Source organism: Pseudoalteromonas sp. NSLLW218 (genome assembly GCF_015864775.1).
Classification (GTDB): Bacteria; Pseudomonadota; Gammaproteobacteria; order Enterobacterales; family Alteromonadaceae; genus Pseudoalteromonas.
Map to the genome: position 1 here is coordinate 127,382 of NZ_JADYWO010000005.1, position 23,847 is coordinate 151,228.

The window sequence follows — 23,847 nt, forward strand, 5'->3', positions numbered from 1 at the left end:
GTTAACCTTCTAAAAATTCTATTAATTCAGGGTCAGATACAATGCGGGTAATAATTTGCTCAGTCAACTTATTGAGCTGACCTTCTATTTTTGCTCGCTCGTGACTAAATGGCCCTTCTAAATTAGCACTACCTCTATACACTTTACTAAAGTTACTTGAGGCGCGAATAACTCGCACGCCAAGTTCTATATGGGCTTCACTGGTATGGCTCACTAATTTTTCGGTTACTACCGCTTGTAGTGCATGAACATCTACTTCAAAGCGTACACTTGCCAAATTAGAAATACTGGCGCCATTGCGGCTAAGTGCACTATCTAAAACACTTTTAATAGAGCTAGTAATACCTTGGCTTGCAAAGGTTTTAGTTTTGTCTGACCCAATAAGTTTAAGTGTTGATGTATCACCTCGTAAATCAATTACACTAGTACTTAAGCTACTATTTATAGAGCTTATTTGGCCGCTTTTATAAACAGGGTTAAGTATTACTTGGCTAGGCTGATTTGCACAGCCACCAAGTATTAGTAATACACAACACCCAAGTATAATGTTTGTTAATTTCATTTATAGCATTCCACTATTTTTAGTTGCACTTAGAACGACAAACTTTTTGTTTGACCCTAACAACTTACAGTTTCCGAACATGCGGTTCAATTTATCATGATAATCTAAATGACGATTACCAATAATGCGCAGTTCGCCGCCTTCTTTTAAAGTATCTTTTGCTTGCTTGAACATCTGCCAAGCAATGTGATCGGTAACAGCTTGAGCTTGGTGAAATGGAGGATTACATAGCACCATATCCACACTGTCTCTTTCAAAGCCTGTTAAACAGTCGTTTTCGATGAACTCACAGTTATCAAACTTATCGCCTAGGTTAATCTCTACATTTAACCGAGCCGACTCCACAGCCATGTAAGACTCATCAACAAAGGTAACTGATGCATTAGGGCAGCGAGCCAGCGTCATTAATCCAACAACGCCGTTACCACAGCCTAAATCAATAATGCTTTTAGCTTTTGGTGTTTCTGGTAAGTAGTTAAAAAAGAAGCGCGCACCAATATCTAACGAATCACGCGAAAACACATTTGCATGATTTGTTATATTAAACTCAGTACCTTCAAGTTCCCATGTTGTAGGGAAGTCTGCTGCTTTATATCCGCCTTTAGCATTGCTTAATATTAGACGTGATTTTTTAACTGCTAGGCTTGTTGTTGTTTCACCAATAAATTGCTCAAATGATTTTATTGTTGAATTATGAATTTCTTTTGTTTTACCTGCGGCAATTACTGGTGTACCAGGTGCAAGTACTTCACTAAGTTCACTTAATTGGAACTGTAAAAAACCCACATTACGAGGGATTTTAATAAGTACTAAATCTACATCCTCTGGTAATGCCGACAAACTATCTACTTGCGTAAACTCTGCTGTAGGCAGCTTGTTTTCTTGTAAGTTATAAGCCGCAGCTTGGTGGCTAATATAAGAATCATTAACTGAACAAACCGTTAACTTATTAAAATAACAAGCAAGTGCACCAAAGCTATCGTTTAAAATAAGCAATGAGCGACAATCAGGGTGATGTTCGTTAACATAATTGATAAGGTACTCATCTGCCGAATCCCACGCTTGTAAGCTGCGGTTTTTTTGATCCAATGGAAAGCGTTCAAGAGTAAAGGTTTTATCGCCTAGCTGGGCTTGCGTCGTCATAATGGTTCGTTGATCAGTAATCTAATGTAGGTAAATTCTAACATGCAACGGCAAAACGCCAACCCCCAACAGTTACCAAATGGCTTTTCTTATCAAAGTAGGACACTTAGTGCGCAAAAAAGCCTCGATCTATTTTATTATTTGCAAAAAAACCTACGTTGGCAGCAACCCAATGTAACCGTTTACGGCAAAACGGGGCCTATTCCACGACTGCAATGTTTCATGAGTGATTTAAATATTGAATACGGGTATTCAAGTAGTAAGCAAATAGTAGAACCATGGGATGAATTGTTACTTAATATGCGAAAGCGTTTAGAATCACATTTAAACCAGCCTCTGAACTCATTGCTCGTTAATTATTACCGAGATGGTAATGATACGATGGGATGGCATAGCGATGATGAAATAGAGCTTGGTGATAAACCAACAATTGTGTGTGTATCTTTAGGGGCTGATAGGGTTTTAAAGTTAAAGCACAAGGCAAGCAATAAAGTAACTGACTTAAAATTACAAAGTGGCAGCTGCTTAATAATGAATGGGCATAGCCAACGAGACTACCAACATGCAATACCTAAGCAAACAACACTTGCGCATCCGCGAATAAGTTTAACTTACCGATTTATTAAACACATTAAGCAAAAGCAATTTAGTTAGGCAACCGCTGCGTTAAATTGTTATAGTAAGTGTATAAATTAGCTAATTAAAACGGTCTTTTTATGTCAATGCAGCAGCAGATCCAAGAAAAAATAAGCAACGCCATTGCGTGTAAACATTTAAACGTAATCAATGAAAGTCATATGCACAGTGCTGGCACTGAATCACACTTTAAAGTAGTAGTTGTTAGCGAAGGTTTTGCGGGTAAGCGTTTATTACAACGCCATCGCGAAATTAATGAAATTTTAAAAGATGAGTTAGCAAATCATATTCATGCACTCGCTATTCATACATATACACCAGATGAGTATACAGAGCAGGGCGGCGAAGCGCCTGATTCACCTAATTGTATGGGTGGCTCTAAAATTAGCTAAGTAATGTTTTAGAGCATTTGATGAGTGTTTAACTGATCAGATCAGTGTTTTTAGTATTAGCCTTTAAACTAGCGCTAATTTTTATTGTAAAAGATATAGGATGATCAATGGTCATTAAGCCTAAAATTCGTGGATTTATCTGCACAAACGCACACCCAGCTGGTTGTGCAGAGCATGTTCAAGAACAAATTAACTATGTAAAACAACAAGGCGCATTAAAAAGTGCACCAAAAAATGTATTAGTTATTGGCGCATCAACAGGCTACGGCTTGGCATCGCGCATTACTGCTGCGTTTGGTGGTGGTGCTAAAACATTAGGTATTTTCTTTGAAAAAGAAGGTACCGATCGTAAAACAGGTTCTGCCGGTTGGTACAATACGGCTGCTTTTCAAGAAGCTGCAGACGAAGCTGGTCTTTGGTCTAAAAATATTAATGGCGATGCGTTTTCTAACGAAATCAAGCAAAAAGCAATCGATACTATCAAAGCCGATTTAGGTAAAATAGACTGCATTATTTACAGCCTTGCATCGCCTCGTCGTACTGATCCAAACACTGGTGAAGTGTTTTCTTCTACCCTTAAACCAATTGGCAGTGCCGTTACTACTAAAAACCTAAATACATCAAAGCGCGAAATTGATGAAATTACGGTAGAAGCAGCAAACCAAGACGATATCGACAACACTATTAAAGTAATGGGTGGTGAAGATTGGGAAATGTGGATTGACGCTTTAAAAGAAGCCGATGTACTTGCTGATAACTTTAAAACGACTGCTTATACTTATATTGGTAAAGAACTAACATGGCCAATATACGGACACGCTACTATTGGTAAAGCTAAAGAAGATTTAGACCGTGCAACGGCTGCTATTAAAGAATCAACAAAAGATTTAAATGGTGAGGCGTATGTTTCATCACTTAATGCAGTAGTGACACAAGCAAGTTCTGCTATTCCTATTATGCCGTTATATATTTCTGCTTTATTTAAAGTTATGAAAGCAGATGGCACATATGAAGGCACCATTGAGCAAATTCACGCATTATTTAGTGAAAACCTATATGGTGAATCACCTCGCTTTGACGACGGTGGGCATTTATTCCAAAACTATAAAGAGCTAGAAGACGATGTGCAAGCACGCGTTCAAGCTGTATGGGATAGTGTTGATACAAGCAGTATTGATGAGCTAACAGACTATGTTGGTTACCATAATGAGTTTTTACGCTTATTTGGTTTTGGTATAGACGGTGTTGACTACGATCAAGACATAGATTCAGTTAAGCCAATTGCTAATATGATTGACTAACAGAATTTAGATATAAAAAGCCGCAATAGCGGCTTTTTTTGTATTATGCTATTTGTTTAATTTACGATGAAATCAGGAATGATAATTGCTTAGGCTACCACTTTGGTCTACCTTGATTTTTATTTAAATCACTTAACAAAACTAAATAAGTGTTTCTGTCGTATAATTTTCATAAATACACTCGCATAGTCATCTAAAATGATGTTAAAATCTCGACAATATGTGATGAGTTTTACTACGTTGCTTGTTTGATATTTCTAGCAAGCTGCTCTTTTGTACCTTGATATAACTTGGAATAACTCAAATGGCGACGTGGTTGATACGATTTTTCAGTTTCTTTCCTTTAATGTAATGCAAGTGCGTATGATCAATATAAAAAAAGGTCTGGATTTACCCTTAGAGGGCGCGCCACAGCAAGTTATACATGACGGTTCTGCTGTCAAACGTGTAGCTGTGCTTGGCGAAGAGTTTATCGGTATGCGTCCAACCATGCATGTTCGTGTGGATGACCAAGTCAAAAAAGGCCAGGTACTTTTTGAAGATAAAAAGAACCCAGGCGTCCTATTTACTGCTCCAGCTTCTGGCACAGTAAAAGAAATAAATCGTGGTGCTAAACGTGTGCTGCAATCTGTTGTTATTGAAGTAGCAGGCAGTGAGCAAATCACCTTTGACTCTTTCAAAGCAGACGAGCTTGCGAGCTTAGAGCGTGAAAAAGCCAAAGAAGTACTTATCCAGTCTGGTCAATGGACAGCACTTCGTGTTCGCCCATTCAGTAAAGTAGCGGCTGTGGATGCAAATCCTAGTTCTATTTTTGTGACCGCAACTGACACAAACCCATTAGCTGCAGATCCTGCAGTGATAATTGCCGAAAATGCGCAAGCATTTGAAGCGGGTCTTGCTGTTATTTCGCGTTTGACCGATGGCAAAGTATTTGTGTGTAAAAAAGCAGGTAGCCAAGTTCCTAGCTCATCTATAGCTCAAGTAGAAGTACATGAGTTTGGTGGTGTGCATCCGGCTGGCCTCGTTGGCACTCATATCCATCATCTTGATGCAGTTTCTGTTAGCAAACAAGTTTGGCATATTGGTTACCAAGACGTTATTGCGTATGGTCACTTATTCCTTACTGGTGAAATTTACACAAATCGTGTTATTTCGCTTGCAGGTCCTCGCGTTAAAAACCCACGTTTAGTGAAAACACAATTAGGTGCTTCATTGGATGATTTAGTAGCTGGTGAGCTAGAAGACGGAGATAACCGCGTTATTTCTGGTTCTGTTTTATCGGGTTCTATTTCAAACGGTGTTCATGCATTCTTAGGTCGTTACCACGTTCAAGTATCGGTTTTACTTGAAGGTCGCGAAAAAGAATTGTTTGGCTGGATTGCACCAGGTAGTGATAAATTCTCTGTAACGCGTACATTCCTTTCTCACCTTGCGCCGAGTCGTTTATTTAAAATGACAACGTCAACAGGTGGTTCAAAACGTGCCATGGTTCCAATTGGTAGCTACGAGCGCGTAATGCCGTTAGATATTTTGCCTACTCTATTGTTACGTGACTTAATTGCACGCGATTTAGACAGTGCAATTTCATTAGGCGCGCTTGAACTTGATGAAGAAGATTTAGCGTTATGTACCTTCGTTTGTCCTGGCAAATACGAGTATGGTTCTATCCTACGCGATTGCTTAACTACGATCGAGAAGGAAGGCTAGAGAGATGGGTTTAAAAAAATATCTAGAAGATATCGAGCCGAATTTTGAAGCCGGTGGTAAATATGAAAAGTTTTATGCACTGTATGAAGCAGCTGCAACTATTTTTTATACACCAGGCTACGTAAATAAAGGCGCGACACACGTACGCGATAACATCGACCTAAAACGCATGATGATTTTAGTGTGGATGGCGACGTTCCCAGCTATGTTTTTTGGTATGTTCAATATCGGTCATCAGGCCGCAGGTGCTTTAGCACAAGGCTTTGAACTAGCAAACACATGGCAAGTTGGTTTGTTCCAGTTATTCGGTGGTGAATTAACCGCTGATGCAGGCTGGGGCGCTAAAATGTTCTATGGAGCATGTTTCTTCCTACCTATCTACGCGGTAACGTTTGCAGTGGGTGGCTTTTGGGAAGTAATATTTGCTTCTGTGCGTAAGCATGAAATTAACGAAGGTTTCTTCGTTACTTCAGTTTTATTTGCACTTATTCTGCCTGCAACAATTCCTTTATGGCAAGTTGCGTTAGGTATTACGTTTGGTGTAGTAATCGCTAAAGAAATCTTTGGTGGTACTGGCCGTAACTTCTTAAACCCTGCTTTAGCCGGCCGTGCGTTTTTATTCTTCGCATACCCAGCTCAAATCTCAGGTGACACAGTATGGACAGCAGTAGATTCTTTCTCTGGTGCAACTATGCTAGGCCAAGCATTTGCTGGCACACTTGATTTTGCAAACATGGAATTATGGTGGAATGCGTTTTACGGTTTCATTCAAGGTTCTGTAGGTGAAACATCTACACTTGCATTGTTAGTAGGTGGTTTATTCTTAATTTATGTTCGCATCGCTTCTTGGCGCATTGTACTAGGTGTATTCCTAGGTATGGTAGCGACTGCATTTTTGTTAAATGCTGTAGGCTCAGAAACTAACCCTGTATTTGCAATGCCTTGGTATTGGCATTTAGTACTTGGTGGCTTTGCGTTTGGTATGTTCTTTATGGCTACTGACCCTGTATCAGCTGCATTTACTGACAAAGGTAAATTAGCATATGGTCTATTAATTGGCTTTATGGTGGTTATGATACGTGTTGTGAATCCTGCTTTCCCAGAAGGTATGATGCTAGCAATCTTATTTGCTAACTTATTCGCTCCACTGTTCGATCACTTTGTAGTGCAGGCTAATATTAAGCGGAGGTTGGCACGTAATGTCTAGTAATAACGAATCAATCGGCAAAACGTTAACAGTTGTTGTCGCACTATGTTTAGTGTGCGCAATCATTGTATCGTTTGCTTCTGTACAGCTTCGTCCTTTACAGCAAGCTAATAAAGAAAAAGATATTCAAAGCAATATCTTGGCTGCTGCGGGTATCGATAAAGTTGAAAATGTTTTAGAAACATTTGATGCAAAAATCGAAGCGCGCGTTGTAAATATGACTACAGGTGAGTTTGTAGATACAGACCCAACAATTTTCGACTTTGAAAAAAGCAAATATGATGCAGCGCTAAGTGTTTCTCTTAAAGAGAAAGGCGTTAAGGATATTGCTGGTATTCAACGTGTGACTAAAGAGTCGCCGGTGTATATCTCTAAGAAAGAAGATGGCTCAGTTGATGCAATCATTCTTCCTATCCAAGGCTACGGCTTATGGGGCTTAATGTACGGTTTTATCTCGCTTGAAAGCGATGGTGAAACAGTTAAGGGCATTATCTTTTACAAGCATAATGAAACCCCTGGCTTAGGTGGCGAAATCCAAAATCCACAATGGACTGCTACATGGGAAGGTAAAGAGCTTCCAATTCAAATTGTTAAAGGTACTGCGGGCAATGATGAGCATAAGATCGATGGTCTTTCAGGTGCTACATTAACGTCTAACGGTGTTGATCATGCAGTTGATTTTTGGACTGGCGAAAATGGCTTTGGCCCTTTCCTTGCGAAAGTACGTAAAGGAGCATTGAAATAATGGCTGATACTAAAGAAATGAAGGCGGTCCTATTTGGTCCGGTTTTAGCTAACAACCCAATCGCACTACAAGTACTTGGTATTTGTTCGGCGCTAGCGGTAACGTCTAGCTTAAAAAATGCATTAATCATGTCAATCGCATTGACACTAGTAACAGCATTTTCGAGCTTCTTTATCTCGCTTATTCGTAACCAGATCCCATCATCTGTACGTATCATCGTACAAATGACAATTATTGCATCATTGGTAATCGTTGTTGACCAAGTATTACAGGCTTTCTCTTACGCTACGGCAAAAGAGCTTTCTGTATTCGTTGGTCTAATCATTACTAACTGTATTGTAATGGGTCGTGCTGAAGCATACGCGATGAAGTCGCCACCAATTATGTCTTTCCTTGACGGTATTGGTAATGGCTTAGGTTACTCTGTAGTACTGCTTACTGTTGGTTTCATTCGTGAGCTATTCGGTAAGGGTTCACTATTCGGTGTTGATATTATCCCATTAGTACAAGATGGCGGTTGGTATCAGCCAATGGGTCTATTGATCTTACCACCGAGTGCATTCTTCATCATTGGTTTATTCATATGGGTACTTCGTACTTATAAGAAAGACCAAGTAGAAGCTAAAGCGTAAGGGGCAAATAGTGGAACATTATATTAGTTTATTTGTAAAAGCCGTTTTTATTGAGAACTTAGCGTTGTCATTCTTCTTAGGCATGTGTACTTTTTTAGCAGTATCTAAAAAAGTAACTACATCAATTGGCCTAGGTATAGCGGTTATAGTTGTATTGGGTATTTCGGTACCTGTTAACAACTTGGTTTATCATGCGGTACTTGCACCAGGTTCACTTACTTGGTTAGGTTACCCAGATGCGGATCTTAGCTTTTTACGTTTCTTAACTTTCATTGGTGTTATTGCAGCACTTGTGCAAATTCTTGAAATGGCATTAGATAAGTTTTTCCCTGCACTATACAACGCGTTAGGTATCTTCTTACCACTTATCACAGTTAACTGTGCAATATTTGGTGCGGTATCATTCATGGTTGAGCGTAACTATAACTTCGGCGAGTCTGTAGTTTATGGTATTGGCGCTGGTGTTGGTTGGGCGCTTGCAATTACATTACTTGCAGGTATCCGTGAGAAACTGAAGTATTCAGACGTGCCAGACGGCTTACGTGGTTTAGGTATTACCTTTATCACTGTTGGTTTAATGGGACTTGGCTTTATGTCATTCTCTGGTATTTCACTGTAAAGGTAGCGAGGATAAATCATGGATTATCAGATTTTCTTAGGCGTTGGTGTTTTCATCGCTATCGTTGTACTACTAGTTTTAGTGATCATTGGTGCTAAATCTCAGTTAGTTGCAAGCGGCGACATCATCATCGGTATTAATGGCGACAAAGATAAAGCCATTACTACATCAGCAGGTAATAAGCTTTTAAGTGCATTATCTGAGTCAGGTATTTTCGTATCATCTGCATGTGGTGGCGGTGGCTCTTGTGGTCAGTGTCGTGTTCACATTAAAGAAGGTGGCGGCGATATCCTGCCAACTGAACTTGATCACATTTCTAAAGGTGAAGCCCGTGAAGGCTGTCGTTTAGCGTGTCAGGTAAATGTTAAAAACGACATGGAAATTGAACTTGAAGAGTCAATTTTCGGTGTTAAAAAATGGGATTGTGAAGTTATCTCTAACGATAACAAAGCAACGTTCATTAAAGAACTTAAACTGCAAATCCCTGGTGATGAGTCAGTGCCTTTCCGTGCGGGTGGTTACATCCAAATTGAAGCGCCACCTCATCATGTTAAATATGCAGATTTTGATGTTCCTGAAGAATATCGTGGCGATTGGAACCATTTTGGTTTCTTCGATCTGGAGTCAAAAGTAGACGAAGAAACAATTCGTGCATACTCAATGGCTAACTACCCAGAAGAAGAAGGCATCATTATGCTTAACGTGCGTATTGCTGCTCCGCCTCCAAGAAACCTAAGCTTGCCATGTGGTAAAATGTCTTCGTACATTTGGTCACTTACAAAAGGCGACAAGGTAACTATTTCAGGTCCATTTGGTGAGTTCTTTGCTAAAGACACAGATGCTGAAATGATCTTTGTTGGCGGTGGTGCTGGTATGGCGCCAATGCGTTCACATATCTTTGACCAACTTAAACGTTTGAACTCTAAACGTAAGATGAGCTTTTGGTATGGTGCACGTTCTGAACGTGAAATGTTCTACGTAGAAGATTTTGACGGCCTAGCCGCTGAAAATCCTAATTTCGTATGGCATACAGCACTTTCAGATCCACAACCTGAAGATAACTGGGAAGGCTATACTGGCTTTATCCATAACGTGTTATTTGAGAACTATCTTAAAGATCACGAAGCGCCGGAAGATTGTGAGTACTACATGTGTGGTCCTCCAATGATGAATGCGGCAGTTATTACTATGCTTAAAGATTTAGGTGTTGAAGACGAAAATATCTTACTAGATGACTTCGGTGGCTAACACTAATACCAAAACAGTTTAGTTTTGGTTAAAATACCAGCCTCGTAGCACTTGTGTTACGAGGCTTTTTTTATTCTTTAATTTTATCAATCTATTAAGTAGAGCTGTTATGAATCGAGTAAGTACTTCACAAGGCATAATGGCCTTTTTACTAATCACACTGACCTTATTACTGTCTGGGTGTGGTGAAAAACCAGAGTCGAAAGAAACCTTTTTAGAAGGTAAGACTATGGGCACCACTTATCATATTAAATATTACGATGAGCAGGGCCAGCTATCTGCCTCACAGTTACAGCTGCAAATAGATGCTGTTTTAAAAGATGTGAATCAGTCTATGTCTACTTATATAGAAGACTCTGAAATAAATACATTTAACAGATTACCAGCAAATCAAGTTATGCCAATTAGCGAAGATTTTAGGGCCGTTATCAGTGAGTCCATCCGCTTAGGTGAGTCAACTAAAACACTCGATGTCACTATGGGGCCTTTAATTGATTTATGGGGCTTTGGTCCTGATAAAAAACCAACAAATCGCCCTAGTGATGAAGAGCTTGCGAGTATGGTCGAAAAAATAGGTATTGATAAACTTATTTTAAATAAGCAAGGCTTGGCTAAAACAGTTAATGGACTAGAGCTTTCTTTTTCGGCAACGGCTAAAGGCTATGGTATTGATAAAGTAGCGCAGTTATTAGAAAGCCACAGTATTACCAATTACATGGTTGAGATTGGTGGAGAGCTGCGTATAGCAGGTGAAAAGCCAAATAATCAGGATTGGAAAATTGCGATAGAGCAACCAGATGCAGCGCCAGGTGAGCGTAAAGTACATCGTGTTTTATCGCCAGGTACAAATGGTATTGCTACGTCGGGTGATTACCGTATTTTTTATAAAATGGATGGCGAGATCTATACTCATTTAATTGATCCCGTAACCGGCATGCCTATTAAGCACGACTTAGTGTCAGTAACAGTGCTTCATCCAAGCGCTATGACAGCAGATGGCTTAGCAACTGCACTTACTGTGATGGGTATGGAGAAAGCGCAAGCCTATGCTCAGCAGCACGATTTACCAGTGTACTTAATAGGTAAATCAAAAGATGGTTTAGTTACTTACTCAAGCCCTGCATTCAAACCTTATTTGTAGTATGGCGCTGGCTTGTTTATTTTCACGTTATTTGGGTATATAATAGCAGTTGCTCAAAAATGTTTGAGTTTAATTAATTGCTGATCAATAGGGGCTAAGCAATGTCACTTTTTCTTCTTACTTTTGGCTTACTAATTTTGATAGTTTCGGCTATGGCCGTTGGTATGATCGTGCAAAAAAAATCTATGGCGAGTAGCTGTGGTGGTTTAGGCTCGGTCGGTATTGATAAAGCCTGTGATTGCGATGATCCATGTGATAAACGCAAAAACCGTTTAGCAAAAGAGCAAGCTTGGAAAGAAAATCAAATTATTTAAGCCCGTCTTAAATATTAAAAAGCGCTTTATAGCGCTTTTTTTGTGCCTGTAAAACTCATCAACTCCTTGGCTTCCAAAGCAATCCAATCTTAATGTATTAGACGAAAGTATATAGTTTAGTTTTTTTCACCTATTAGGTTTATTTTTCTCGTTTGTCAAATTGGAGCTAACACTCTAAAGTTTAACCATAGGCACAGAGCAAGGCTCTAGTCATAAGCTTGAGGCAAAGTTGGCCTCGCTTAAAAGAATCTTTATATTGTGTGTGAAGATGTTGTCAGTGTGAAAGGCAACTCAAATTCGGTGGTGACTGTATTTGAGTTGTTTTTATTTCCCTACAATGCCACGTAATGTAAACCAAGAATCTTTATATTGTGTGTGAAGATGTTGTCAGTGTGAAAGGCAACTCAAATTCGGTGGTGACTGTATTTGAGTTGTTTTTATTTCCCTACAATGCCACGTAATGTAAACCAAGAATCTTTATATTGTGTGTGAAGATGTTGTCAGTGTGAAAGGCAACTCAAATTCGGTGGTGACTGTATTTGAGTTGTTTTTATTTCCCTACAATGCCACGCAGTGTAAACAAAAAATCTTTATATTGTGTGTGAAGATGTTGTCAGTGTGAAAGGCAACTCAAATTCGGTGGTGACTGCATTTGAGTTGTTTTTATTTCCTTACAATGCCACGCAGTGTAAACAAAAAATCTTTATATTGTGTGTGAAGATGTTGTCAGTGTGAAAGGCAGCTCAAATCCGGTGGTGACTGTATTTGAGTTGTTTTTATTCCTTACAATGCCACGCAGTGTAAACCAAAAATCTTTATATTGTGTGTGAAGATGTTGTCAGTGTGAAAGGCGGCTCAAGTTCGGTGGTGACTGAATTTGGGCTGTTTTTATTTGTGCCACACAATTATTACTCCCTCCTAAAAAGCTATAATTCTATTAAATATTTCTATTTAAATCGTTTTTTATTAGATCTAATCGATTGTTTTTTATCTTGTTATTTTTTATTAACAAAATAGCTTCGAAAGCTTAACTCAAATTAATTGATTTTTAGTTGAACAGAAAATTCTCTTTGTTATACTCACATTCGAACTTTCAGTAAGTTTTGAAAGTTTGATTGATACGGATCAATTTTCACAAGGTGAATTTGTGCTAACCGGATTTGATCGTATTCAGCACCTGATTTTTGGGCTTACAGCAGCAATGTTTTTTAAATTTTTCCATTGCTATGTATTAATTTTAATTTTGTTATTAGTCATTTTAGTAGGTTAATGTCTTTGAACACACTTTCTTTACATCATGCAAATGCTGCTCTCGCCCCAAGCGAGCAGGTTACGTGTGAGCGCTTGAATAAAGCGAGTAAAGGCGTGTGTGTCGCTATAACATTGTTAGTGTTTAATACTGTCATGCTGCTAAGTGGTGCACTAGAGGATGCCTTCAAGCTTGAAGCATTATTGAGTGATGGGTTTATTGTAGAGCCCCTGTTACTTACTATTGCTGGATTTTTAGCTCATCCAATCATTTCAAGTCAGTTACTTATTGGCCTTTGTTGGTTATTGTTCCATATTTTTCCAGCGCGTCGTGCTGGAATTATCCTCCGTAAAGCAGCCTTTGCTTTAAGCGAGGCTAAAATTCTTCAGCCAGTGCAAGTTGCACATGGTTGTCGTGCTCCACCTAGCTTTACAGGTTGTCTGTAAGGTTACACCTTGTTGCTGGTTTTAATTATTTGTTCTTGCTGTAAATAATTAAAGTTAGCTTAAACAAAGTAACTCGTATTTTTAAATACACTCAGCCAACCAAAACTCACCCAAGTTAATTTTTATTACGTTATATAAATGCGTTTAGAAAGCTGGGTTTGTTGCTAGGTAATTTTTGCATCCACTTGCAACTTTTCAGTCCCTTATTTTTATAATTTAATTCTAGTTAACTTGGGTTTTTATCGAAAAATCGTTGTTTTATTTTTTATTTAAAGCAGCAAACTGAAACTCCAGGTTTGTAGGATACTCCCTTGTTAATTCGTAACCTTTGTAATATTGCTTTAGCTAGTACAGTACTGGCATTGTCAGGCTGTAAAGGCGGGATACTCGATCCAAAAGGGCAAATAGGCATTGATGAAAAAAATTTAATCATCATCGCAACCGTGCTTATGTTGCTTGTAGTCGTTCCCGTTATTGTGATGACTTTGTATTTCGCATGGAAATATAGAGACACGCAAACTCATGAAATTTATGCTCCAAAATGGGCTCATTCAAATAAAATTGAAGCCGCAGTTTGGGCAGTCCCTGTTGTTATTGTAATCATTTTAGGTGTTATTACTTGGGTGTCTACTCAAGAGCTTGACCCATACAAACCAATTGAAGGTAAAGGTAAACATCTTACTGTTGAAGTGGTTTCATTAAACTGGAAGTGGCTATTTATATATCCTGAGCAAGGTATTGCTACGGTGAACGAACTAGTTTTTCCGGCAAATGTACCTGTCGAATATAAAATCACTTCAGAGAGCACAATGAACTCGTTTTTCATTCCGCAATTGGGTAGTCAAATATACTCAATGGCCGGTATGGAAACCAAGCTTCACTTAATTGCTAATGAGCCCGGCACGTTTAAAGGCTTTTCGGCAAATTACAGTGGTGCTGGTTTTACTGGTATGAAATTCAATGCCATTGCTACCCCTACTCAAGAAGACTTTGATAAGTGGGTTAGTAACATTAAAACAAATGCTAATAACCTAACTCATGCAAATTATGTTGAGCTTGCAAAAGCGAGCGAAAATAACCCTGTTGCTTATTACGGTAAAGTTGATGACGGCTTATTCCATACCATCGTTATGAAATACATGCAGGCACATGGTGATATGAACAAAAAACATCATGCAATGGGCGAACATGGGCAAATGAGTAAAAAACATCATGAAATGGATGAGCATTCAATGCCTTCATCTCACAGCCAAGGCGAGGAATAATAATGTCGTTATTAGGTAATCTTTCTCTCGACGCAATTCCGTTTCATGAGCCAATTCTTGTGTTCACGATGTCGGTTATTGCGATAGCTGGGCTTATTATTGCTGGGCTTATTACAAAGTATAAAAAGTGGGGCGTGCTTTGGCGCGACTGGATCACGTCTGTTGATCATAAACGCTTAGGCGTAATGTATATTCTTTTAGCACTAATAATGCTGTTTCGTGGCTTTTCTGATGCAATAATGATGCGTGCGCAGTTGGCACTTGCTACCAGTGGTGCGCCAGGTTACTTACCCCCTGAGCACTACGACCAAATATTTACTGCCCACGGCGTAATTATGATCATATTTATGGCAATGCCATTTATGATTGGCTTAATGAACATTGTATTACCACTTCAAATTGGTGCTCGCGATGTTGCATTCCCATTTTTAAATAACTTAAGCTTTTGGTTTACAGCCAGCGGTGCCATTTTAATTAATATGTCGCTAGTGTTTGGTGAGTTTGCTAAAACAGGTTGGGTGGCTTATCCGCCGCTTTCGGAGTTGACCTTTAGCCCTGGGGTGGGGGTAGATTATTATATTTGGGCCTTGCAAATATCCGGGCTCGGTACACTTCTAACAGCAGTAAACTTTTTAGCGACCGTGTTTAAAATGCGTGCACCAGGTATGACCCTAATGAAAATGCCTATTTTTACATGGGCATGTACATGGGCAAACATCTTAATTGCTGCATCATTCCCAATCTTAACTGCAGTACTTGCAATGCTAACGCTTGACCGTTATCTCGACTTTCACTTCTTTACCAATGCAGCGGGCGGTAACGCCATGATGTACATCAACCTGTTTTGGGCATGGGGTCACCCTGAGGTATACATATTAGTATTACCAGCGTTTGGTATTTTCTCTGAAATTATTTCGACCTTTGCAGGTAAGCGTCTATTTGGTTACAAATCGATGGTTTACGCCAGCGGTGCAATCTCAATTTTAGGCTTTATTGTTTGGCTACATCACTTCTTTACGATGGGGTCGAGTGCTAACGTTAACGCTTTCTTTGGGGTAATGACCATGGTTATTGCCGTACCAACTGGGGTTAAGTTGTTTAACTGGTTATTTACCATTTACCGAGGTCGTTTACGTATTAGTGTACCCGTACTTTGGACTCTTGGTTTTATGGTTACCTTTACCGTAGGCGGTATGACTGGTGTATTACTTGCTATTCCAGGTGCGGATTACGTACTGCATAACAGCTTATTTTTAATTGCACATTTCCATAACACAATTATTGGTGGTGCTGTATTTGGTTATCTTGCCGGTTTTGTATTTTGGTTCCCTAAAGCAATGGGCTTTAAACTTAACGAAAAATGGGGCAAAGCATCATTTTGGTGTTGGATTATTGGTTTCTTCGTAGCATTTATGCCGCTGTACGTACTTGGTTTCTTAGGTATGACACGTCGCTTAAACCACACTAATAATCCAGATTGGAACATATGGTTATACATTGCTGCAGGCGGCGCTGTAATTATTATGTTCGGTATTATTAGCCAAGTTATTCAACTATATGTGAGCTTTAGAGACCGCGAAGCGCTTGACGATACAACAGGTGATCCGTGGAACGGCCACACACTTGAGTGGGCTACAAGTTCTCCGCCACAAATTTATAACTTTGCAACTATTCCACACATTGATGACATTGATGCATGGACCGAAGCGAAAGAAAAAGGCCAAGCTTATCAAACAAAAGCAAGCTACAGCCCAATTCATATGCCTAAGAATACCTCCGCAGGTGTACTTATGGCAGCCAGCCTAACCGCTTTTTGTTTTGCAATGATTTGGCACATTTGGTGGTTAGCTGTTGTAGGGCTAGTGGGCGGAATTGCCATATTTATCAAGCGTTGTTACACCAGCGATGTTGACTACTACATACAACCTGATGAAATTGCACGTATTGAAGCTGCATATAATTCAAGTGGGAATAAGGAGCTAAAAGCGTGAGTACACTTTCAGCAAATTTAGAATCAGCAAGTTTAGACTCTGTATCACACGATGACCATGCCTACGCGCATGATCATCACGACACATCTGGCGATACGATATTTGGCTTTTGGTTATATCTAATGACCGATTGCCTATTGTTTGCCTCGTTTTTTGCCACTTACGCTGTTTTATTTATGAACACAGCAGGTGGTGTATCGGGTAAAGATATTTTTGAACTCGACTTTGTAGCAGTAGAAACTGCTGCACTACTTATTAGTAGTATTACCTTTGGCTTTGCCATGATTGCCGCTCAAGGGCAAAAAAAGGCACTAACACTGACTTGGTTATTTGTTACGTTTTGTTTAGGTGCTGTGTTTATTGGTATGGAAGTATACGAATTTCATCATCTAATTGTGCACGGTAATGGCCCACAACAAAGTGCCTTTTTAACATCGTTTTTCTCATTAGTTGGCCTACATGGTTTACATGTAACAGCCGGTCTAATTTGGATGACCATAATGATGATTGAAGTTGCTAAACGTGGTCTAGGTAAAGCAACCGTAACGCGTTTAAGTTGCTTGAGCCTATTTTGGCACTTCTTAGACATTGTCTGGATTTGTGTATTTACCGTTGTTTATTTGATGGGAGCAATGTAATGAGCCACAGCGAAACGCATGCGTTAAAGCAAACGCAAAGTGATCATCATGATGAATCTCATGGCAGTGTTAAAACTTACTTAATTGGCTTTGTGCTATCGGTAATTTTAACTGTTATACCGTTTTACATGGTAATGGAAGGTGACTTCTCAAAAGTAACAACGCTTTGGAGCATTGTTACTTTAGCAATCGTACAAATTTGGGTGCATTTAAAATACTTTTTACACCTTAATTTTACGACCGAAAATGGCCGTGCAAGTACTTTCTCATTCCTATTCAGTGCCCTGATCATCGTAATGGTGGTTGGGTTATCTGTTTGGATCATTTATGAATCTAACGCAATGATGATGTACTAGGAGTTTAAGATGTTTCGTCGTTATTTATCAGTGACTAAGCCGGGTATTATTATGGGCAATTTAATCAGCGTAGCGGGTGGGTTTTTACTTGCCTCGCGCGGTGATATAGATCCATGGTTAATGATTGCCACATTAATTGGCTTGTCGCTAGTGGTTGCATCGGGTTGTGCTATCAATAATGTAATTGATAGAGACATAGATGTAGCCATGGCTCGTACTCGTACGCGAGTAACAGTAACAGGCGAAATGTCGGCCTTTGCTGCACTTAGCCACGGTATTTTATTGGGCGTTATTGGCTTTGGTTTACTTATCGCCTATACCACTCAAGCCGCGGTATTTTTTGCAGCCTTTGGCTACGTAATTTATGTAGGGGTTTATAGTCTCTACATGAAACGTAACTCAGTATATGGCACTTTTGTAGGCAGCCTTTCTGGCGCTGTACCGCCAGTAGTAGGTTACTGCGCCGTAACAGGGCAGTTCGATATGGGCGCATTAATACTGCTAGTTATGTTTAGCTTGTGGCAAATGCCGCACTCTTACGCTATCGCTATTTTTCGCTTTAAAGATTACCAAGCTGCAGGTATTCCTGTATTACCAGTAGCTCAAGGTATTGATAAAGCAAAGCGCCATATCGTACTTTACATCGCTGTATACGCATTAGTTGTGATGTTATTGCCAATTACTGGCTACACAGGTGCTGCTTTTATGGCTGTTGCTTGTATTACCAGCTTTTGGTGGTTGTTAATGGCGCTGCGCGGTTATCGTCGTAATATTGATATGAGCAGTTGGGCACGTAAAGTGTTCGCATTTTCAATTATCAATATTACAGCGTTAAGTATTGCTATGGCTGTTGATTATCACAGCGTTGCTCCACAGCTATTAACGCTTACCTAATTTAAAAATTTTTAACTATTCCAAAGTTAATCCAAAGGCTCGAAAGAGCCTTTTTTTATGCCTAAATATTAAAGTAATTGAACATTTTTATTCTCGCTCTTTTACTTTTTAAAATCATCCGCATTGTAATAAAGTGGTTTAAGCGTACCGCAATTAATAAATTTATAGGTAAGCTCATTTTCAGGTGGGACACGTTTAGATGTGCGAAACTTTTGCATACAGGCGTTAACTAAATCGACAAAAATAAGATGGTTATAGCTCGGCGCTTTTTGAATTTTATGAATATAAATACGCTCAGTGCCGTTTAGTGTGATCATGTCGTAGTCTTGCCACTGTGATGATTCACTCAACTCTTTAAGCTCTCTAGCATACAATTGCTTACTCAAGAGCAACTCTTTTTTTGAATAAATTAAACTGCCACCTTGTTGATAATCACCCTCGTAAATATCGGCAGTAATTGTAATTTCCTCACCACGCATTAAATGCTGAATATTAAACGCTTGTGGCTTTACGGTGATTAGTTCTGCATTTCTAACAAAGCCCAAAAATGCAACATCGGGGTTCCCTATTTTATAAACTACTTGCACATCATTGGGTAAATTATAGGTGGGTAAATTCATTGCAATAATAGACGAGCCTTGATTAACCAAAGCCATAGGATGCTCAGCATTGTAAGCGGGGTCTACCGGTGGAAGTTCTGCTTTTTCTTCTTCAGCTGCGGCAAAGCCACTTAAAGTGATTAGTAATAAAGTAAGTAGTAGGCGCATTATAATCTCAATTAATTTATGAGCTTAAATTGTAGTATAAAAATATATATTACATTGAGCTAATTACACTTAATATTCAAATGTTAGGCGTAATGTAAAAGGCTCAAATGAGCCTTTTACAATTGAGGGTAATCACAATTAAATAAACGTTACTTAATTGCTTTTTTCACTTCTCGCCAATCTATTATTTTAAAGTTTTGTGGTTGCTGCGGTAGTCGGTTATAACCATCTTGTACAACTAAAATACCTTCAGGATAACCCGGGAGCGCTTTCGATGTTACGGTTAACCCATCAGTTTCTGATGCGCCATCAATACCGTTAACCAAGTCACTTACTATATTAAACTTACCTGCAAACTCTAAACTGGGTGTTTTAACATCCTGAATATTATTACTTATTTTATACAGCACGTAGCTATCATCGCCTTGGCTAGAAACAACTAAGTAACGTGCGTTTGTGCCGTGGTAAATTTCCATACCCTCAACATCATCAACAAGTTGCTCATTTATGCCTTGTAGCATAACCGGTGTATTATCAGTTGTAGGCTCAGCGCCTATATACCAAATACCGGCGTCTTCCTCACCTGCAAAAAGTTCACCACGCGCATCATCTGCACTACAGCCTTCTGGTTGGCTAGGTAGATTAAATTCTCGAACTAATTTACCTGTTACTTTATCGCCACTTTCGTCGAGCTTATATTGCTGATAAAGACCTGACTTATCATTAACAAATACATAATTCCCTGTTGCTGATGAATACATACACATGCCATATATTTCGCTGAGATTGGTTGCAATATCATTAAGGTGTTTTACCTCGTTATTATCAACTGTTAAAACACTTATGCTGTTATTTGTCCGATTACTCGCGGTTATTAAAGTATTCGTACTATTTTTAATACTAGGGTGTTGGCGAACATCTACATTATTTAAGCGACCAATCTCAATTGATTGTTCAAGCCAGCCTTGTAAGTTGTAAACCATTAAGCCTCGACGTTTATCTGTGCCTAAAATTAAGCTTTTTGCAGGGTTACTTGAGTTTACCCAAATAGCGGGATCATCTGCGGCATCACCAAATGCTTGTACAGGCGTTGTTTGTGCACTGGCATGTATATGTGTCAATTTTTTAACAGTGTTTTTACCCGCATTTTTAACTGGTGTTGCTGGTATTGTACTTTGTGTATATGCGCCTGTTTCATCGTTATATAACACCGCAATAGCCTTATTGTTTGCGGTGTATTTAACCGCAACAGACTCTAAAGCTAAATTGCCATTTAGTTGCCAATTATTAATGCTTTTAGTAACAGGGTTATAGGCATAAATTGTATTATCATGTGTACTTGTAAACCACAGCGTGCCGTCGGTTGATGTAAAAAGAGCGCCTATTTCGCTATTTAGTGAGCCAAAAGGAGCAACGAGTGCTATTGGTTTTTTATCAGCTTGCGACTCTGCATTGGCATTTATAGACCAAATACCCACTTCACCTTCACTTACAAAAAGTGTGTTGCTTTGCTCGCTCACAGCGCACCCTGCAGCTTCGCTTACTCCTGCAAATTCACGCATGCTTACATTTGTTGTTTCATTATTACTTGTGTCGTAAATAACAGTTTCGGTAATCAAACCTCGTACATCAGGCACAAATGCCGACACAGTATTATTGTTTTTATTATTAAATAAACACACCGTATCGGGCTGAGCTTGTGGTGGGCTAATACGAGTTAACTCTTTTAAATTCCAGCTGTTATTGGCTTGCTGTAATTTAAAAATAACGACATTATCTTGGTCATTATCAATGGTCGCTAATAAATAAGTGGAGTTATTAAGTGCACTTATAGAAAGCGCCTCAAAACTACCTTTAGCAATGTTTTTACTCTGCTGGTTTTGGCTGTTTACCATTACCAAGCCTTGGCTTTCGCTTGCTAGTAGCCAGTTGTTGTCATTAATCCATACGGCTTGCGAGCCTTGCATATTCTCGCTTGGGCCAAAGGCATTGCTCTCGATAGACTCAAATGCTTTTTTAGTTGATATGTTATAGCTACAAGCACTTAAGGTGCTTATTAGCAGGCTTGTAAGCACTAAACCTTTTGCTTTATTTAATTTAAAATTCATTATAATTCCTTTGCTGATCAGAGCGTTTTGAGTAACGTATCGAAAGTCACTTCATTGTTACCACGCAAACACCATGACTTAAAATGCGTAACGCAGCATTAATTGATAAACCGGACCCGCTTCTTCAGATTCAATTTCGTACTCATCAAAGCTACGATCGAACTGATCTGATACGGTATCAAACTTATTAAAGGTTTCGTCTTTACTTGCATCAAGCAGGTTTGAGCCCACTAAACGCAGCGTTACGTTTTCCCAGCGTTTTTCTATAAACACTTCAAAATCGGCACTGTAAGATGTTGTTACTTCTTCACCTACAATACGCCCATAAGCATCACCTTGCTTACGGTAAGTTGCACCAAATGCAGCTTTGAGATCGGGTAAGTCTTGAATAAACCCAACGTTATAAACGTAGTCTGATTGATCGTTAAATTTTCGAGACCCAAAAAAGTCGGTTACTTCACTATCAAGCCATGAGTAATTTAAAAATACTCCAGTATTAGGCATGCTAAATGCGCCAAGCGGAGTAGATAAATCAAGCTCAACTCCTTTTACGTTACCGTCGCCTGTGTTGCGAGGCTGCAATACAAATGTACCTTCACCTTCAGAGCCTTCTTGTCCTGTATTTGCTATTTCTATTAGGTCGTTTACTTTGCGGTAAAATAAATTAATGCCTACAACGCCACTTTTACCTAAGCGGTATTCGTAGCCTAAATCCATACCCCAAGCTGATTCTGGTTTTAATTCTGGGTTACCTAATTGGTCGTTATCGCCAAGTTCTTTTTCGATAAGTGCTGGTGTTAAAAAATCAAACTCGGGGCGTCGTAAACTACGCGCAACAGAGGCGCTAACGCGTCCATTCTCACTTACGTTATAACGAAAATGTGCTGAAGGTAGAACAAAGTCGTAATTGTTATCTTCGATTATACCAATCGTTTTATCATTAATTTTTGAATCAGTAGACTCCCAGCGAACGCCCAATTCCCAGGCAAATAAATCATCTTGGTGTTTAATAAGGGCAAACACATCAAAGCGGTCTTCCTCTAGCGTGTTTACGCCACCAACAACAGGTTCAAATTCACTGGTAAATACAGCCAAAGATAAAGGTGTTCCCGCATATTGATCCCAGCTTGTAAGTGCTAATTCAAGCTCGTCTTCGGCTTCAAAAATATTGCTATCGCGCTTTTTATTTTGTAAAAATGCACCAAACTGAATTTCTTTGCTGTCACCCCAAGGTTGGCTATGTTGCCACTGCAGGGTCCATTCCTTATCGTCTATGTCACTTTGAGCTTGTTCTTCTTCAAATATCATTGGCAGCTCTGACGTATCAAGCTCTACCTCTTGCTCGTATACCGACTCGTCAAATTTGGCGATACCAAACTTTAATTTACTTGTGCCGTTTAGCAGTGGAAATTCATAGGCGGTATTGATGTTGTAATTAGTTTGGTCAATATACTTAACATTGGCATTATCGGTTTCTAGGTTTCCGCCATTTACAATATCATTGCTGGTTGCAGTGGTATCGTCGTATTCAAACGAACGTTCATCTTCAGTGCGCTCTGTATCAACCCACATAGCGCTAATATTAAACTGACTATCGTTATCAAAAACAATTTCGTAACTGGCGTTTAGTGATGTGTCGTCGCCATCGCGAGTGTCAGATTGGTCTTCGCGGTTATCAAACTCTTCGGTTTGAAAATTTACATTGTTTTCTGGGCTATCGCCGTAGCGCAGGCTCGTTTTTTGTTTTGGGTTATATCGGCCTTGTAAATTTGCACCAAGTAATAAACGACCCCCCGCAAATTCAGTACCGTACACAGCAGCCAAGCTTTCTTTAAACTCGCCATCATCATAAAGCAAGCCACCAGCGCGTAAGTAACCACCATCTAAGCTGTAACCATCGCGCAGTACAATATTTAATGTGCCCGCTATCGCGTCGGCTGAACGATTGGCACTTGATGAGCGAATAATTTCAACGCGTTCAATTAATTCAGCCGGAATTCGGTCAACAAAAAATGAACGGTCGGCACCTGCGCCAGGTACTTCTTCACCGTTTATAAGTACCTTTGTATAAGCAGGGCTCAAGCCCCGCATACGTGCACCGTCAGATTCAAGTACATCCGATAAAAATGTAACACTAGGTACACGCTTTAATGCATCGCCCGCAGTTAATGGCTCAAAACGCTGAAAGTACTCTTGTGAGTATTCTAAGGTTGGCGCGAGTTCGTCAGAGCGATTTCTATAACCAATTTCACCATATACAACAATTTTATCAGAAACTTCTATATCTTTTTTCGTGGTTTCTTTTGCATCATCTTCTGCATAAGCCGTTAAGTTACATAAAGCTAATGCGGCTACCAGTGCTTTTATTTTAAAGTGTTTCATTGTATTTGCTCTTGGTTATTACAGGGTTGTTTCTTGGTATGGCGAGCAAGCTAAAGATAATTGATTACGTAAATGTGACAGGGTTTAGTTTAAATACATGTATT

22 protein-coding genes are annotated in these 23,847 nt (G+C 39.4%); 17 read left to right on the top strand and 5 right to left on the bottom strand.

The genetic code is table 11. The annotated features are described in order from the left end of the window. Nucleotide 1: 1 nt before the first annotated feature. Both I6E80_RS09070 and I6E80_RS09075 read right to left on the bottom strand, forming a co-directional pair. Entirely contained in the window at nucleotides 2-562 is a 561-nt protein-coding gene (locus I6E80_RS09070; RefSeq protein WP_170072010.1) for a YajG family lipoprotein, read from the bottom strand. After that, complete coding sequence (locus I6E80_RS09075; protein ID WP_024598287.1) at nucleotides 563-1,705, bottom strand: methyltransferase; 1,143 nt, start codon at nucleotides 1,703-1,705, stop codon at nucleotides 563-565. It lies immediately after the preceding gene. Between the two features lie 42 nt (nucleotides 1,706-1,747). On the opposite strand from I6E80_RS09075, the gene I6E80_RS09080 reads away from it, so the two are divergent. The 17 genes from I6E80_RS09080 to cyoE all read left to right on the top strand — a co-directional run bounded on the left by I6E80_RS09080 (nucleotide 1,748) and on the right by cyoE (nucleotide 18,486). Next, nucleotides 1,748-2,359: an alpha-ketoglutarate-dependent dioxygenase AlkB gene (locus I6E80_RS09080; protein WP_197185388.1), complete on the top strand. Its 612-nt coding sequence runs from the start codon at nucleotides 1,748-1,750 to the stop codon at nucleotides 2,357-2,359. 62 nt (nucleotides 2,360-2,421) lie between these two features. After that, entirely contained in the window at nucleotides 2,422-2,733 is a 312-nt protein-coding gene (locus tag I6E80_RS09085) for a BolA family transcriptional regulator (protein WP_024598285.1), read from the top strand. A gap of 107 nt (nucleotides 2,734-2,840) precedes the next feature. Further along, nucleotides 2,841-4,034 (top strand): enoyl-ACP reductase FabV, encoded by a 1,194-nt coding sequence (gene fabV / locus I6E80_RS09090; protein WP_024598284.1) that lies wholly within the window; start codon nucleotides 2,841-2,843, stop codon nucleotides 4,032-4,034. 363 nt (nucleotides 4,035-4,397) lie between these two features. Beyond that, entirely contained in the window at nucleotides 4,398-5,741 is a 1,344-nt protein-coding gene (locus I6E80_RS09095) for a Na(+)-translocating NADH-quinone reductase subunit A (protein ID WP_010555190.1), read from the top strand. A 4-nt stretch (nucleotides 5,742-5,745) separates the two neighbouring features. Next, nucleotides 5,746-6,948, top strand: coding sequence for an NADH:ubiquinone reductase (Na(+)-transporting) subunit B (locus tag I6E80_RS09100; RefSeq protein ID WP_010555189.1), 1,203 nt, complete (start codon nucleotides 5,746-5,748; stop codon nucleotides 6,946-6,948). Continuing rightward, nucleotides 6,941-7,693: a Na(+)-translocating NADH-quinone reductase subunit C gene (locus tag I6E80_RS09105; RefSeq protein WP_076925154.1), complete on the top strand. Its 753-nt coding sequence runs from the start codon at nucleotides 6,941-6,943 to the stop codon at nucleotides 7,691-7,693. The genes I6E80_RS09100 and I6E80_RS09105 overlap by 8 nt, the downstream gene beginning before the upstream one ends. Beyond that, complete coding sequence (locus tag I6E80_RS09110; RefSeq protein WP_007584891.1) at nucleotides 7,693-8,325, top strand: NADH:ubiquinone reductase (Na(+)-transporting) subunit D; 633 nt, start codon at nucleotides 7,693-7,695, stop codon at nucleotides 8,323-8,325. The genes I6E80_RS09105 and I6E80_RS09110 overlap by 1 nt, the downstream gene beginning before the upstream one ends. Before the next feature lie 10 nt (nucleotides 8,326-8,335). Further along, on the top strand, nucleotides 8,336-8,944 hold the full coding sequence (gene nqrE / locus I6E80_RS09115) for an NADH:ubiquinone reductase (Na(+)-transporting) subunit E (protein ID WP_002958896.1): 609 nt from the start codon (nucleotides 8,336-8,338) through the stop codon (nucleotides 8,942-8,944). An 18-nt stretch (nucleotides 8,945-8,962) separates the two neighbouring features. Beyond that, nucleotides 8,963-10,192, top strand: a complete 1,230-nt coding sequence (gene nqrF / locus I6E80_RS09120) for an NADH:ubiquinone reductase (Na(+)-transporting) subunit F (RefSeq protein WP_007584893.1) — start codon at nucleotides 8,963-8,965, stop codon at nucleotides 10,190-10,192. Nucleotides 10,193-10,301: 109 nt separating this feature from the next. Further along, on the top strand, nucleotides 10,302-11,333 hold the full coding sequence (locus I6E80_RS09125) for an FAD:protein FMN transferase (RefSeq protein WP_197185389.1): 1,032 nt from the start codon (nucleotides 10,302-10,304) through the stop codon (nucleotides 11,331-11,333). 101 nt (nucleotides 11,334-11,434) lie between these two features. Then, nucleotides 11,435-11,647, top strand: coding sequence for a (Na+)-NQR maturation NqrM (nqrM, locus tag I6E80_RS09130; RefSeq protein ID WP_007376137.1), 213 nt, complete (start codon nucleotides 11,435-11,437; stop codon nucleotides 11,645-11,647). Between the two features lie 1,275 nt (nucleotides 11,648-12,922). Next, nucleotides 12,923-13,342 (top strand): hypothetical protein, encoded by a 420-nt coding sequence (locus I6E80_RS09135; RefSeq protein WP_197185475.1) that lies wholly within the window; start codon nucleotides 12,923-12,925, stop codon nucleotides 13,340-13,342. A gap of 311 nt (nucleotides 13,343-13,653) precedes the next feature. After that, nucleotides 13,654-14,607 carry a ubiquinol oxidase subunit II gene (cyoA, locus tag I6E80_RS09140; RefSeq protein ID WP_024598283.1) on the top strand — a complete coding sequence of 318 codons (954 nt, stop codon included), beginning with the start codon at nucleotides 13,654-13,656 and terminating at the stop codon, nucleotides 14,605-14,607. Nucleotides 14,608-14,609: 2 nt separating this feature from the next. Continuing rightward, on the top strand, nucleotides 14,610-16,598 hold the full coding sequence (cyoB, locus tag I6E80_RS09145; protein ID WP_197185390.1) for a cytochrome o ubiquinol oxidase subunit I: 1,989 nt from the start codon (nucleotides 14,610-14,612) through the stop codon (nucleotides 16,596-16,598). After that, nucleotides 16,595-17,236 carry a cytochrome o ubiquinol oxidase subunit III gene (gene cyoC / locus I6E80_RS09150; protein WP_024598282.1) on the top strand — a complete coding sequence of 214 codons (642 nt, stop codon included), beginning with the start codon at nucleotides 16,595-16,597 and terminating at the stop codon, nucleotides 17,234-17,236. The genes cyoB and cyoC overlap by 4 nt, the downstream gene beginning before the upstream one ends. Next, the gene (cyoD, locus tag I6E80_RS09155; protein WP_024598281.1) at nucleotides 17,236-17,592 is read left to right on the top strand and encodes a cytochrome o ubiquinol oxidase subunit IV; all 357 of its coding nucleotides are present in this window, start codon (nucleotides 17,236-17,238) and stop codon (nucleotides 17,590-17,592) included. Before cyoC ends, cyoD begins: the two co-directional genes overlap by 1 nt. Nucleotides 17,593-17,601: 9 nt before the next feature. After that, nucleotides 17,602-18,486, top strand: coding sequence for a heme o synthase (gene cyoE / locus I6E80_RS09160; protein ID WP_010555184.1), 885 nt, complete (start codon nucleotides 17,602-17,604; stop codon nucleotides 18,484-18,486). A 101-nt stretch (nucleotides 18,487-18,587) separates the two neighbouring features. On the opposite strand, the gene I6E80_RS09165 is transcribed toward cyoE, so the two are convergent. The 3 genes from I6E80_RS09165 to I6E80_RS09175 form a co-directional block, all read right to left on the bottom strand. Then, complete coding sequence (locus I6E80_RS09165; protein ID WP_197185391.1) at nucleotides 18,588-19,253, bottom strand: hypothetical protein; 666 nt, start codon at nucleotides 19,251-19,253, stop codon at nucleotides 18,588-18,590. A gap of 149 nt (nucleotides 19,254-19,402) precedes the next feature. Further along, nucleotides 19,403-21,361, bottom strand: coding sequence for a phytase (locus tag I6E80_RS09170; protein WP_197185392.1), 1,959 nt, complete (start codon nucleotides 21,359-21,361; stop codon nucleotides 19,403-19,405). A 78-nt stretch (nucleotides 21,362-21,439) separates the two neighbouring features. After that, nucleotides 21,440-23,743, bottom strand: a complete 2,304-nt coding sequence (locus I6E80_RS09175) for a TonB-dependent siderophore receptor (protein WP_197185393.1) — start codon at nucleotides 23,741-23,743, stop codon at nucleotides 21,440-21,442. Nucleotides 23,744-23,847 lie beyond the last annotated feature (104 nt).